The organism is Lactobacillus sp. CBA3606, from assembly GCF_002970935.1.
GTDB lineage: Bacteria > Bacillota > Bacilli > Lactobacillales > Lactobacillaceae > Lactiplantibacillus.
Genome location: NZ_CP027194.1, coordinates 1,172,865 through 1,186,114 on the forward strand (window position 1 = coordinate 1,172,865; position 13,250 = coordinate 1,186,114).

Here is a 13,250-nt window from a genome sequence, read left to right on the forward strand (position 1 = left end):
ACATGGCCTTATTTGAGTAACGCCTGCCACTGCGCCCAAACCGTCGCATCGCTATACTGCTGACTACTGTGATAAGCGCCTTTACTTAAACGTTGCTGCCGCTTGGGGTTCTCTAACGTTTTAATAAGCGCCGACGCTAATTGCGCAACATCACCGTCTTCAACTAAATAACCATTTTTACCGGCTTTGATAATATCTCGCGGACCATAGTTAATATCATAGGCAACCACGGGCAAGCCATGGCTCAACGCTTCAACTATTGATAGTGGCTGTGTATCGCTAGCCCCCGTATACACGGCGGCTCCCGCCTGATCATACACCGCCGTTAAGTCGGGCTGATAGCCCGCAAAAGTGACGACCTGAGCGAGCTGTTGTTGCTCGACTTGCACTTTCAAGTCCGCCAAGGCACTGCCGTAACCATGAATAACCAAGGTCGCATCCGCCAGCACTTGGTGCACCCGGGCAAAGGCCGTTATTAACTGATCAACCTGCCGTTCTGGATCTAGGCGACCTGTATAAACCAGCTGATGTGCTTGGCGTGCGGCCATTGTAATGGCCGGGCGCGTGGCTTGTTCCACCGAAACCACTGCTGCTGAAATCGTATAAATCGGTCGACTAGGTTGCCCGCCTAACCACCGCGTTAAGTCAGCTCGTTGCTGATCAGTACTCGTAATCAAGCCATCTAACGCCGTTAAATGCTCATGAATTCCATAAACATAGGCATTATTTAAGTTAGCGAAGACTTGATCTTTAGGATCAACAGTATGCGGTGTCGGTAGCCATAAATACTTACGAGCGGGGGTTTGCATATTGATCACCGGCCATTGTGCTGCCAGTGGTCGATCGGCAATAAAGGTATTATTGGTCCCATTTTGCCGATTAAGTTCATCTAAAAAGAACCGATACCAAGCCTGCTCACCATTAAAATAATAATCTTGACCTTGGTAGTCGATCAGCTTACACAATGAGACCTCATTCACACCAGCCGCATTATGCGCATAATATTGTTCCGCAAAACGTGTTTGATCGGGTCGATAAAAAATCGCGGTCACCGGTTCTTGATTCGGCGCGTAAAAAGTATCGCACGCTTTAAATCCCCGTTCATCATAATCAGTCCGCTGAGCCAAATTGCCAAAAGTATCAAAGAGTTCGACAAAATAAACGTGACCAACCGTGCCCGGTACAAAATGGACTTTCGCAACTAAGCGATCACCATCAACGACCTGACTAACATTCGGACTTGGTTGCACATTATAATCCCGTGGAAAATCTAAATCTTCTAGCTTAAGTACTTGGGCTGGATACGTGGTGGTCTGTCGAAAGAAATCAAATAAGTTAACCATTTGATCATCAGCGAGCTTAAAGCGCCGCATATTTTGATGTAATAACCCATCAAAGTGGCGGGTCACTAATTTAGCTGGCATCTGATGTTGTTTGAATAATTGCAAGCGTTTAAATTCGGCATGTTCAACCCCAGAATTTAACGCCATCAAATATTGATTGACAAAAAAGATCATTTTGACGCCTCCTGATTCGGTTGATAGAAAGCCTGCGCTGCTTGCATCAGTGGTTGCCATTGTTGCCAAACCACATCCGGACTATAACGCTTCGCATCAATATAAGCTTGCTGACTAAACGCCTGCATTTTAGCGGGATCTTGCAAAAGCTTGATCATCGCCGTCGCCAAAGCCTCAATATCATTAACCGGCACCAACTGGCCATCAACCCCATCACGAATAATATCGCGGGGACCATACTTCACGTCATACGCAATCTGCGGTAGACCGTGGGATTGCCCTTCCAATAAAGCCAAGGCGAACCCTTCCGCGCGTGAGGTTAACATCGCCAATTGCGCTTGATCGTACACCGCCGCTAGATTAGCCGTGTAATCATTAAACTTAACGACCGCTGTCAACTTTAACTTCGCTACTAATTGTCGCAGTTGCTTCCCAGTATCGCCGTTGGCATAGCCCCAAAAATCAAGAGTTGCTTCGGGTAGTGCTGCATGCACTGTTTTAAAAGCTTCAATAACATGGCGCTGTTGTTTTTCTTCGGATAGCCGCGCCACAAAAATAACTTTACCAGGAATTCGACTCGCCCACTTAGGCTGCGGTGCAGCCAAAGTTTTCGGTGACACAATGCCAACTGGAATCGTATAAACTGGCGGCTGGGTCCCATATCGCGCTGTAAAATCTTCGGTTTGCTGGGGGGTGGCCGCAATGACCCCATTCCAAGCCGCTAAGTTATTTAAGGCATAGGCATAGTTATAATTCAGTGTCGCTGTTTTGGGATGGGCTGGATCATTCAAATGATTACTGTGTAAATGCATGACTTTAAACGCCTTAGTCCGCATCCGGAGGGCCGAATAGGCGAGCTCATACGTCCGATCAATAATAAAGACGGACTTGGGGTTTTGCCGATTGAGTTCATCTAAAAAGAACCGGGTCATCGCCTGCTCACCCGTAAAAGACCAATCTTGACCGTGATAGTTAATGAAGCGATATAACGAATTCTGCGTTTCATTTTGTCGATTAGGTAAATGGAACGTCTGATAAACGACCTGCCCGGTTGGATCAAAAACCTGTTCACTAGCCACCTGACCGTCAAACGTATAAAACTGTTCTAATCCCTTAAACCCGCGGGTATCATACCAATCAGTTTTCACGAGCTTTCCATTGACATCAAAAAATTGCACATTATTAACTTGTTGATAATCTGGAGCAAAGGTGTGGACACGCATTAATAGTTGATTCTGTTGATAGACTTGATAATGGTGCCCATCTGGTTGCACTCGCAAGGTGGCGGCCAGATGTAAATCATCAATCGTCAATTTAACTGGTTTAAACGCTGTTGACTTTTGGATAAAATCAAACAAATTAATTTGATTCTTTTCCGCAATGCCAGCACGTTTTAACGTCTGATGTAAATTTAAGGCAAAGAATCGCGTGACCAGTTGCGCTGGAACTTGATGTTGATTAAATAGTGCTAGCCGCTTCATTTCAGCATGTTCAATGCCGGATTTTTTAGGATTAATACTGGTATTCACAAAATAATACATATGTTCGCTCCCTCATTGAAACATAATCGTTAGCGTTGTCGATTATAGCAAACTTCACTCGTTTTTTAGCCGCTAACGAACTGATTTAACCTTTTTCTAGCTTTCATCACTGACTATTAACTAAGTTAAGCCTTTTAACCAGCAGTTGATAATCATTCTAGACGAAAATGTTATCAAAGTTTGACGAAATTGTTAAGATATTACAATACGTTACAATTAGCAGCCTATATTACAAAAACCGGCCAAACTGTAACTTGCCATTTATTGTGCTGCAACACTCACCGGCTATACTAGGCACTGTTGTTAATTAACGAGCGCTTCACAAAGCTCAGTTATCTATCGAGAATGATTAGTTATCCAATCAACCAAATACAGGAGTGAATTAATTTAATGAAAATCAAAAGTCTATTATTATCATCCGTTGCTGCCACTGGTTTGTTTGCCATTGGAACGACCATCGCTAACGCCGATACTGTCACAGTTAAATCCGGTGACACGGTCAGCGCCATTGCTGCTTCACACAAAACGACCATCGCAGCGATTAAAAAAGCTAACGATTTAAAAAATGTTAATTTAATTTTTATTGGTGATAAATTAGAAGTTAACGGTACAGCAATGACGGTCCATGCCACGGTTCCTGCAACCAGTGCGGCTAGTCAAAGTACCAGCACCGCTAGTTCAGCTAGCCAAAGTAGCGCAACTAGTGCCAGCTCAGTTGCAACTTCAACGGCCACTAGTGCGGCTAGTCAAAGCACCAGCACCGCTAGTTCAGCTAGCTCAAGTCAAGCTTCAGTTGCTTCAAGTACTAGCTCAAGCTCAGCTAGTCAAACTAGTGCCAGCTCAGCTTCATCTTCAACGGCCACTAGTGCCAGTTCAGTTGCAACTTCAAGTGCGGCGCAAAGCAGTGCCAGTCAAGCTTCAACGACTTTAAGAACTACTGCTAGCTCAGCTGCTAGTCAAAGTACAACAACTAGCACCACCGCAACGGCAACTTCTGCTTCAACGACTAACGTTAGCACCACCACAGCAACGACTTCTGATTCAGCTGCCAAAGCTTGGATTGCCAACAAAGAATCTGGTGGTTCATACACCGCTTCTAACGGTAACTACTATGGTAAGTATCAATTAAGTAAGTCATTATTAAACGGCGACTTATCTGCTGCTAACCAAGAATCCGTTGCTAATGCTTATGTTAGCTCACGTTATGGGTCATGGAGTGCTGCTAAGACATTCTGGTTATCTAACGGTTACTACTAAACCAAAATTCACTTTAATGATTAAAGTAACAGGTTCACAACTTCGGTTGCGGACCTGTTTTTGTTTGCAACCGAAATTGGCGCGGTGTTTGCTGAAATGCCTTTTTGAACGTCGTACTAAAATACGCAGCGGATTGAAACCCACAGGCTTGGGCCACAGCACTAATGGGTAACGGCGAGGTCATCAATAAGCGGCGCGCCTGTTGTAGCCGGATTTGCTGCAAGTAAGCCAGCGGCGTCTGCCCAGTTTGTTGCCGATAGACATGATGCAAATAATCGGGCGCCCCATGTGCGCGTTTGGCTAATTCAGTTAAGGTCAGCGGTTCCGCATAATGGTGCGCCATAATTCGATTAATGGTGATCACCCAGTCGGCCGCCGAAACCACGCGCCCGGTTGGTCGACAACGCTTACAGGGTCGAAAGCCGGCTTGACTGGCCGCTGCCGTCGTTTTAAACACTTGTACATGTTCCCGTTTCGGTAAGCGTGAGGGACAACTTGGTCGACAAAAGATGCCCGTACTCGTGACACCATAGTAAAAGTCGCCGTCTTTAGTGACATCGTTAGTTTGAATCGCCTGCCATCGAGCTGCTGTTAACCGTAGCATTTTAATCAACTCCCTTAGGCCTTAATTATACCGGTTATCCGGCCAAATAATCACGTTTAGGCAGATTAAAAAGCAAGATAACGAAACTTTTTTGGCGTGACTTCTGCTATACTGACGCTACGTTATCAAAATCAGGAGGCTCTACCATGCAATTAACGCTAACTGTCGCAACCATTACGTCACACCACTACCTAGTTGGCAGTACCCCCATTGGCGTTGCCTTCATCGGTCGCGCCGATGGTCCTGCCAATGAATGGCAAACTTTCTTTCCGGCTGCCACAGCCCGAGTTGTGCCAACCGCCAATCAAGCAGCAATCCGGGCCCTAACGGCTTACTTAACTGGTAAACAGACCACCTTTACTTGTCCCTTAGATGTTAGCTACGGCACCCCTTTTCAACAGCAAGTCTGGCAAGCGCTGCGCACCATTCCTTATGGTCAGACTTGGAGCTACACCCAACTTGCACATAGCTTAAACCGCCCCACCGCCGTCCGGGCCATTGCCTCAGCGGTTGGGCGTAACCCGTTGCTAATCTTTGTGCCTTGTCACCGAGTCATTCGCCAAGACGGTCAACTTGGTGGTTACCGTGGTGGCTTACCCATGAAACGCGCCTTATTAGCCTTAGAAAAAAGACCGTCTTGATTCTAATTGCAACCCGTTATAAACTATGCCATGATTAATGTATTCAAACTTATTGGGGGCAACAGCATGCTATCGGTCGCACATATTAGTAAGCAGTTCGGTACCGTTAAGGCCTTAACCGACGTTTCATTTACAGTTCATGACGGGGAAATCATGGGCTTAATTGGACAAAATGGCGCTGGTAAATCAACTACTTTTCATAGTATCTTAAACTTTCTCAAATTTGACGGTCAAATTACTTGGAATGGACGGCCGTTAAATACCAGTGACTATGATCACATCGGTTATTTACCAGAAGAACGGAGTCTGATGCCCAAGCTAACAATTACTCAGCAACTGGTTTATTTGGCACGCTTAAAAAGCCAACCTGCTAAAGTGACCAAAGCCCAAATTGCCCCTTGGATGACCCGGTTTGCCGTTAAAGGGCAGCCAACTGATAAAATTAGTCGGCTCTCCAAAGGTAATCAACAGAAAGTCCAATTAATCAGTACCTTGATTCATAATCCCCAGTTAATTATTCTCGATGAACCCTTTAGTGGCTTAGATCCAGTTAATGCCGACTTATTAAAACAAGCCATCATTACGGCCAAGCAAAACGGCGCCACTATTATTTTCTCCAGTCATGACATGACCAACGTCGAGGAAATCTGTGATACCTTAGTCATGTTGCGTGACGGACAAGTCGTTTTAAAGGGCTCGGTTGCTGCAATCCGCAATCAATTCGGTCGGACGCGGTTATTTGTCACCACAGATTGGTCCGCAACCCAATTAGCCACCCTAACTGGTGTTGACACTGTTACTCCCTTAACGCCTGGGCGTTACCGGCTACAATTAGCAAGCGCAGCCGCTGGACCGGCTATTTTTGACGCCCTGACTGCCGGCCATTATATGCCGGAATTCAGTCAGCAACCACCAACACTAGATGAAATTTTCCGAACAGAAGCAGGCGAGGTCACTCATGAATAAAACTTGGATTGTCACCAGTGAAACTTTTCTCCGCCAAACCAAATCGTGGAGTTTTTTAATGTTAATTTTGATGCCGTTCTTATTTATGGGCCTAACCTTTGGGATTACCTACGTTTCGGCACCTAATCGTGGTAGTCACGAAATTGCCGTCATCAGTTCAAATCCAACGCTTCGGACGGCTCTTTTAAAAACTAATCAAGTCACGACAACGGCCCATTACGCCACCATTAAAGCCGCTCAAACGGCCACTTATAAAAATGACATCAGTGGTTATCTCGTATTGCAACAAACTGCTCAACACCAATTAGTCGCCACTTTTCACGGTCCGAGCGCCTTAGCCAGTTCCAATCAGGCGCAACTGCAACGTTGGTTAAGCAGGCAACAAGCCCTTTTGAATCAACAACAGGCGCACTTAACCACCCAACAAAGGCGAGCTTTAGCACTGCAACCACAATTGAAACAGCATCTTCAAAAAAAGACGGCCGCTGACAAGACCGCCAAAACAATTTCATTTTATCTCTTAGTGTTCTTTGTTTACTTAATTTTGACAACCTATTCGTCAATTACGGCTCAAGAAATTGCGGCTGAAAAAGGCACTAAAATCATGGAAGTCATTTTTTCAAGTACCACCCCCCGACGCTACTTTAATGGCAAAGTCTATGGCGTTTTATTGATGATTTTGACGCAACTACTGGTCTATCTCATTGGTGGGGCTGTCATCTTACAACTTGTGCCCCACAGCCCACTGCTCGCCACTTGGTGGACACAATATGCGCCAATTATCACGCAAGTCCTGCATAATCTACTCTCCATCAACTTGATTTTTGCACTCGCTGCGGTGCTCTTATATACTGTAGTTTCAGCTTTTTGCGGCGCTTTAGTGACCCGTGTTGAAGATGCCGGTAAAGCCTCGCAACCTGTGATCTATCTGAATCTACTCACTTTTTTCACTGCGATGGCTTTTCAAAACAATCCGACCAACCCATTTGTCACCATCTTTTCATACGTTCCCTTTTTCTCATCTTACCTCATGCCGTTACGGCTCATTAATGCGACGGCAACATTACCAGCTGCTAGCTTATCCTTAGCCCTGCTATTGCTAACCGTGATTGGCAGTATGTGGTATATCGGTAAAGTCTACGGTGGCTTGATGCTACAAACGGATGAACTCGGCTTTTGGGGCAATCTAAAACGGGGCTTACATTTAAAATAAACAAAAAACCGAGCCTGGAATTTTTCCAGACTCGGTTTTAGCTATTACTTAGGCTTGCTTGGTTGGATAGATTGTAAATTCACTGACGTTCACTTCAGCAGGTTGATCAACCGCAAAATTGACCACGTTGGCAATGGCTTGCGGACTAATTCCAACTTGTTGGTAAAAGGCTGTCATCCCTTGCTTCGTTTCTGCATCCGTAATCGTATCCAATAACTCCGTATTAATCGCAGCTGGATACAAGGTTGCCGTTCGAATATTGGTGCCTTCTTGGGCACTTTCCATGCGGATAACTTCCATTAAGTTACGTACCGCATACTTTGTCGCCCCATAGACACCAGCGCCAGCAAAGTTTTTAATCCCCGCAACTGATGAGGTCGTAATAATTTGACCATGCTTTTGGGCTGTAAAAATTGGCATTACAGCGGCCACCCCATTCAAGACACCCTTAATATTAATGTCAATCATGGCATCCCATTCATCCGTATGCAAGGCACTAATTGGCGATGACGGCATAATACCAGCATTATTAAAAATCACATCTAGGCCACCGAACTTAGTTTGCGCTAAGTCAACTAAAGCCTGAACTGCCGCTTTATCAGTCACATCGGTCACCTGATAGACCGCTTGCCCACCCGCAGCTTCAATTGCTTGAACAATTGCTTGTAACCGGGCTTCACGTCGTGCGCCCAAGACGACTTTCGCGCCATGTTGCGCTAATAACTTGGCAGTTGCTTCACCGATACCCGATGATGCCCCCGTAATTACGACCACTTTATCTTTAATTGCCATTAATTGACCTCCTTAGTCTTCACCAAAAACTTCTTGTGCTAACCCCATTGCTGACCACGCTTTAGCCCAACCGGCATAAAAAGCCAAATGGGTGATTTCTTCCACAACTTCATCCTTCGTCAAACCATTTTGTTTGCCCATCTGTAAATGTGCTTTTAATTGTGGAAAACTCCCACTAGTCATTAAGCTCGCAATCGTAATCATACTCCGATTGTGCAAACTTAATTCGGATTCCCGGGACCAAACTTCACCAAATAAAACATCATCATTTAAAGCAGCGAACTTAGGGGCAAATTCTCCTAAGTTATCGCGACCTGCTGTTTGTTTTTTCGCCATCGTTATTTCCTCCTTAACCTAATTGGTTGTACGTCGCATCGTCAACTTTTTCTAACCATTCGCTAGTCCCCTTTGTAATTGCAACGTGGGCAAACCAGCTGTCTTTAGTGGCGCCATGCCAATGCTTAACCCCTTCATGAATCGTAACGGCATCACCAGCATGTAATAATTGAGCGGGCTTACCAGCTTCTTGATACCAGCCTTCACCACTCGTGACCAACAAAATCTGGAATCCATCATGATGAATATGCCAGTCATTGCGACACCCTGGTTCAAAAGTCACATTAGCGACGGTCACATCCACATTATCATCGGCAACTGCTAATCCTTGTAAGTAACTTTGCCCAATAAAGTATTGTTGATAGGCGTCGTTCTTTTCACCTAGTCCAAATACACCGCTCTTATCCGTTGTTGTCATTTTTAATTTCCTCCTGAATAGTTGCTTAACTTTTACAATGTCATCAGTATAGAACTTAAAGTACACTTTAAGTCAACCACAAAGTCTAAACTTGTTAAATTAATTTTTCGTGGTATCATCATGCTTAAAGTAACTTGAAGAAAGCAGGCTAATTATGGCAACTGAAATGCTCCTCCACTATTCAATTGGTGATTTTGCCAAAAAAGTTGGCTTAACCGCACCAACTTTACGATATTACGAAAATGAGGGCTTAATTGAACCGCACCGTTTAGCCAACGGGCGGCGTTATTATGAACCGGCAGATATTAACTGGGTCAAATTCTTATTACATCTAAAAGGTACCGGTATGAGTATTAGTGAACTAAAGCAATACGTGATTTGGCGGGCACAAGGCGATGCGACAATTCCACAACGGCGGGCATTACTGCAAAAAGTAAAAAATGACTTTCTAGTTCAGTTTAATGAAGTCCAACATCACTTACAGATTCTAAATGATAAGATTAATTGGTACGAAGAGAAAGAAGCTGGGGTGACGACCGATCACGAAAGCTTTGAAACTTATCTCAACCGGTTCGGTCATCAAGAATAATTGAATACCAAAAATTAAAGTGCTAACTAAGACCTCTGAATTAGGCTTAGTCAGCACTTTTTTAATTAATTCACTGCATTTTACTAAGACTGCCGTATTAAGCGGCTATCCTGACCGTTTATCGTGGCTTTCTAAAAACGCTAACCAGCACCATACTCCCGCCAACAAGCCCGACAATGGCCGCAGCAATGACCGTGATCAATCCAAATATAACCGGATAATCCAAGGTCATGAGTGAAAACCATGCGGTAACGATTGGGATTGGATAGCTCTGACCAATCTCAAACAGGGCCATGAGTAAGAGAACCAACCCGACTATGAACACTAATGCTTTGGTCGTACGACTCATCGCTAGCCACCATCCTTACCGTTTTTTGCGCATACCGAACACCGCTGAAACAATCAAGACTAAAATCACGGCACCTAAGATTGACGGCACTAACGCCATCCCTGCTAATGATGGTCCCCAGGTGCCTAACAATGCTTGGCCAATCCAAGCCCCAACTAATCCAGCAACAATATTCCCAAAAATCCCCGCCGGAACGTCGCGACTCGTAATTGCACCCGCTAATGCGCCAATGATACCACCAACAATTAATGACCATAACCAACCAAACATCGCACTCACCCTTTCTTTTTGAAAGTTAACACTTTCTGAATAACATTATGATAACCATAAGCTATTTTAGTTTCAACCGATTTGCTCATCCACTTACAAATACAAAAAAGTTAGGCACAATGGCTTGTCACCACTGCCCCTAACTTTTTGTGTTTACTTGATTTAATCCTTTTTGAAGACTAACCATTTAGACAAGAAATAATTAGCGACAAGGGCAATCCCATGGCCGATAATTTTAGTCATGGTGCCATTGACACCCATCAGTGAAATCCCGATCCATAAAATCAAGGCTTCAATGAAGTAAGTCGCCACCCGGGTACCATAAAAGGTTGCCACTTCCTTAGTCAAACTAACCGTTTTGTGTTGGAACACAAACATTTTATTCACGATGAATGAGAATAAAACACTCAAAAACCAATCAATTAAGTTCGCAAGTTGGTATTCAATCCCAAACATATGATAGAGCACGTAGAATAACACCACGTTAAAGACAACTGTAATAACGCCCCAGAGCGCATAGAGTTGTAGCTCATTATTAGCTTTTTCTTCAACAGCTTCGAGTTCCTCTTCAAACTCGGCTTCGGTATGAGGTGCGTGTTTTAAATCTTTATCTGCCATCGCTGATTCTACCTCTCATTACTGTAATAGTTTCGTGATTAATTGTTCGTATAACTTAATGAACCGTTGATACATATCTAAATCAACATATTCATTCACTTGATGCGCAGTAATGTTACCAGGTCCAAAGACGATGATTTCCATTGCAGGGTTTTTAACAATATATGACGAAGCATCCGTACCACCGGGCGCGCCGAAGTAAGGTAACGCTTGGGTCAAGACGGCTTCACCAATTTGTTTAGCAACCTGAACTAGGGTCGCATTTTCAGGCGTATGCACTGGATAGAAACTGCTTTGAATCTCTAAGGTTAACGCCGCCCCGTGTTGATTACAATCCGCAATAATTTGTTCCAACTTCGCAATAATCTTATCGTTACGCAACTCTGGAATCGTCCGGACTTTCATTGATAACTCAGCACTGGCGGGCACCGTGTTGATCTGCTCGCCACCCTTAATTAAGGTAACCACTGGAATCGTCGCACCTAAGACCGGATTAACCACCGTCTTAAAGCGATCAAAATAAGCCTGTTGTTCTTGATAGAACGTCATTAACATCTCAATCGCATTCTTACCAATCGTTGGCATCGAGCTATGGGCAGCTACCCCTTTAGCATGCACGGTATAAGTAAGTGACCCTTTGTGGGCTAATTCAATAAAATGTTGTTCCGTGGTTGGATTAGCCGCCGCCATTTTTGCCGCTGTCGCTGCATCAACACCGAGCATGGCCTGAATCGGTTTTTGACTTAAAAGTCGTTTATCAGCGCCACTTGGTTCGCCCACAATTAAGGTCTGCAAGTCATCTGCATACCCTTGTTCAACTAATTGTTCAGCGCCTAAATGCCCGTTTTCTTCACCAACCGTCGCCATCAGCCGCAAAGTCCCATGCAATGGCACATTAGCTTCTTTTAAGTTAATCATGGCTAAGACCCCCGCCATGAGACCAGCTTTCATATCCGTTACGCCCCGGCCAAACAACTTATTATCTTTAACAACCGCCGACAAAGGACTCCCCGTCCACTTCGACGTGTCCCCTAAGGCAACCGTATCTTCGTGACCATCAAATCCAACTACCGGACCATGGCCGTCACCAATTTCTGCAACTAAACTCGTCCGCTTCGGCCCATAGTCAATTAATTTTGTTGCAATTCCATGTTGATTTAAAAGTTGCGCTAAATAGTCCGCAACTTGTTTTTCATTGCCATTAACCGTGTTCATTTTAACGATTGCGCTTAAGGCTTCGACTGCTTCATTCATGTTGATTCCACCCTATCTAAATTTTAGTTGTCGATAAACTGACACCCACAACTTACTCATTAGTTTGATTACAGCACTTTTTTTACTACCGTGCAAGTCCCTACGTTTAGTTAGCCACCGTTCAAACGCTGGCATCGCTGCTATATCAACCTTACGTCGCATCTCAGTCATTATAAAAAATTCAATTTTTTGCCATTACTTTTTTCGCTAAAACGAGTTGTGTCAACGTAAATTGAATCGATTTAATCTTGATCGGCTAAATAAGCGGCTTTTTGTTGTTGCCAAGCGCTTTGGTCAGCGGCAGTAATTGGGCGGAGAACCCGACAAGGATTGCCCACGGCGACCACATTATCCGGAATCGATTTGGTGACAATCGAACCAGACCCAATCACCACATTATCACCAATCGTGACGCCCGGATTAATCACGACATTGCCGCCAATCCAAACATCATGACCAATCGTAATTGCTCGCCCGTATTCATACTGTTCACGCCGAATCACTGGATCAATTGGATGCCCCGCAGTGTATAACCCGACCCGCGGCCCCATGAAGACATTATCACCAATCGTAATTGGGCCACAATCAACAAAAATGGCATCGTAATTAGCATAAAAGTTCTTACCAATCGTGGTATTGGTCCCGTAATCCGTATGGAACGGCGGTTCAATATAGCCATTGGGACCAATCTTTTTGAATAAGGCAGTTAATAATTCTTGGCGGTAGGCCCCTTCGGCTTCCGTTGTTTGACTATAGATACGGGCCAACCGCTTACCATGACGGCTTTCCTGACTAAGTTGCGGGTCTTGCGCAATATATAACTCGCCCGCTAACATTCGTGCTTTTTGTGATTTCATTTTTATTAGTCCTCCATTACTTAAAGTC

The 13,250-nt window shown here is 44.5% G+C and carries 16 protein-coding genes; 5 read left to right on the forward strand and 11 right to left on the reverse strand.

The genetic code is table 11. The features are described from left to right. Positions 1 to 8 precede the first annotated feature (8 nt). Positions 9 to 1,517: an accessory Sec system glycosyltransferase Asp1 gene (gene asp1 / locus C5Z26_RS05895; protein ID WP_105449051.1), complete on the reverse strand. Its 1,509-nt coding sequence runs from the start codon at positions 1,515 to 1,517 to the stop codon at positions 9 to 11. Further along, complete coding sequence (locus tag C5Z26_RS05900) at positions 1,514 to 3,058, reverse strand: glycosyltransferase (RefSeq protein ID WP_105449052.1); 1,545 nt, start codon at positions 3,056 to 3,058, stop codon at positions 1,514 to 1,516. The genes asp1 and C5Z26_RS05900 overlap by 4 nt, the downstream gene beginning before the upstream one ends. A gap of 390 nt (positions 3,059 to 3,448) precedes the next feature. Here C5Z26_RS05900 and apf point away from each other — a divergent pair, with 390 nt between their 5' ends. Then, the gene (gene apf / locus C5Z26_RS05905) at positions 3,449 to 4,315 is read left to right on the forward strand and encodes an aggregation-promoting factor (protein ID WP_105449053.1); all 867 of its coding nucleotides are present in this window, start codon (positions 3,449 to 3,451) and stop codon (positions 4,313 to 4,315) included. Positions 4,316 to 4,349: 34 nt separating this feature from the next. Here the strand turns inward: apf and C5Z26_RS05910 are convergent, their stop codons facing one another. Continuing rightward, positions 4,350 to 4,919, reverse strand: a complete 570-nt coding sequence (locus C5Z26_RS05910) for a bifunctional transcriptional activator/DNA repair enzyme AdaA (protein WP_105449054.1) — start codon at positions 4,917 to 4,919, stop codon at positions 4,350 to 4,352. A 146-nt stretch (positions 4,920 to 5,065) separates the two neighbouring features. Between C5Z26_RS05910 and C5Z26_RS05915 the strand changes: the two genes are divergently transcribed. The 3 genes from C5Z26_RS05915 to C5Z26_RS05925 all read left to right on the forward strand — a co-directional run bounded on the left by C5Z26_RS05915 (position 5,066) and on the right by C5Z26_RS05925 (position 7,739). After that, entirely contained in the window at positions 5,066 to 5,560 is a 495-nt protein-coding gene (locus C5Z26_RS05915) for a methylated-DNA--[protein]-cysteine S-methyltransferase (protein WP_105449055.1), read from the forward strand. A 66-nt stretch (positions 5,561 to 5,626) separates the two neighbouring features. Next, on the forward strand, positions 5,627 to 6,526 hold the full coding sequence (locus C5Z26_RS05920; protein WP_105449056.1) for an ABC transporter ATP-binding protein: 900 nt from the start codon (positions 5,627 to 5,629) through the stop codon (positions 6,524 to 6,526). Further along, positions 6,519 to 7,739 carry an ABC transporter permease gene (locus C5Z26_RS05925; protein ID WP_105449057.1) on the forward strand — a complete coding sequence of 407 codons (1,221 nt, stop codon included), beginning with the start codon at positions 6,519 to 6,521 and terminating at the stop codon, positions 7,737 to 7,739. Before C5Z26_RS05920 ends, C5Z26_RS05925 begins: the two co-directional genes overlap by 8 nt. Before the next feature lie 48 nt (positions 7,740 to 7,787). Here C5Z26_RS05925 and C5Z26_RS05930 read toward each other — a convergent pair whose 3' ends face one another. The 3 genes from C5Z26_RS05930 to C5Z26_RS05940 are packed head-to-tail and all read right to left on the reverse strand — an operon-like array spanning position 7,788 to position 9,285. Beyond that, positions 7,788 to 8,531 carry an SDR family oxidoreductase gene (locus tag C5Z26_RS05930; RefSeq protein ID WP_105449058.1) on the reverse strand — a complete coding sequence of 248 codons (744 nt, stop codon included), beginning with the start codon at positions 8,529 to 8,531 and terminating at the stop codon, positions 7,788 to 7,790. A 12-nt stretch (positions 8,532 to 8,543) separates the two neighbouring features. After that, a complete protein-coding gene (locus tag C5Z26_RS05935; RefSeq protein WP_105449059.1) occupies positions 8,544 to 8,867 on the reverse strand; it encodes a carboxymuconolactone decarboxylase family protein in 324 nt (107 codons plus the stop codon). Positions 8,868 to 8,880: 13 nt separating this feature from the next. Continuing rightward, positions 8,881 to 9,285, reverse strand: coding sequence for a cupin domain-containing protein (locus C5Z26_RS05940; RefSeq protein ID WP_105449060.1), 405 nt, complete (start codon positions 9,283 to 9,285; stop codon positions 8,881 to 8,883). 154 nt (positions 9,286 to 9,439) lie between these two features. On the opposite strand from C5Z26_RS05940, the gene C5Z26_RS05945 reads away from it, so the two are divergent. Next, the gene (locus tag C5Z26_RS05945; protein WP_105449061.1) at positions 9,440 to 9,874 is read left to right on the forward strand and encodes a MerR family transcriptional regulator; all 435 of its coding nucleotides are present in this window, start codon (positions 9,440 to 9,442) and stop codon (positions 9,872 to 9,874) included. Positions 9,875 to 9,992: 118 nt separating this feature from the next. Here C5Z26_RS05945 and C5Z26_RS05950 read toward each other — a convergent pair whose 3' ends face one another. The 5 genes from C5Z26_RS05950 to C5Z26_RS05970 all read right to left on the reverse strand — a co-directional run bounded on the left by C5Z26_RS05950 (position 9,993) and on the right by C5Z26_RS05970 (position 13,222). Beyond that, on the reverse strand, positions 9,993 to 10,223 hold the full coding sequence (locus tag C5Z26_RS05950; protein WP_105449062.1) for a hypothetical protein: 231 nt from the start codon (positions 10,221 to 10,223) through the stop codon (positions 9,993 to 9,995). A gap of 15 nt (positions 10,224 to 10,238) precedes the next feature. Beyond that, entirely contained in the window at positions 10,239 to 10,493 is a 255-nt protein-coding gene (locus tag C5Z26_RS05955) for a GlsB/YeaQ/YmgE family stress response membrane protein (protein WP_105449063.1), read from the reverse strand. Positions 10,494 to 10,655: 162 nt separating this feature from the next. Further along, positions 10,656 to 11,111, reverse strand: a complete 456-nt coding sequence (locus C5Z26_RS05960; RefSeq protein WP_105449064.1) for a GtrA family protein — start codon at positions 11,109 to 11,111, stop codon at positions 10,656 to 10,658. A gap of 18 nt (positions 11,112 to 11,129) precedes the next feature. Then, a complete protein-coding gene (locus C5Z26_RS05965; protein ID WP_105449065.1) occupies positions 11,130 to 12,365 on the reverse strand; it encodes an ArgE/DapE family deacylase in 1,236 nt (411 codons plus the stop codon). Positions 12,366 to 12,607: 242 nt separating this feature from the next. Further along, entirely contained in the window at positions 12,608 to 13,222 is a 615-nt protein-coding gene (locus C5Z26_RS05970; RefSeq protein WP_105449066.1) for a sugar O-acetyltransferase, read from the reverse strand. Positions 13,223 to 13,250: the final 28 nt, after the last annotated feature.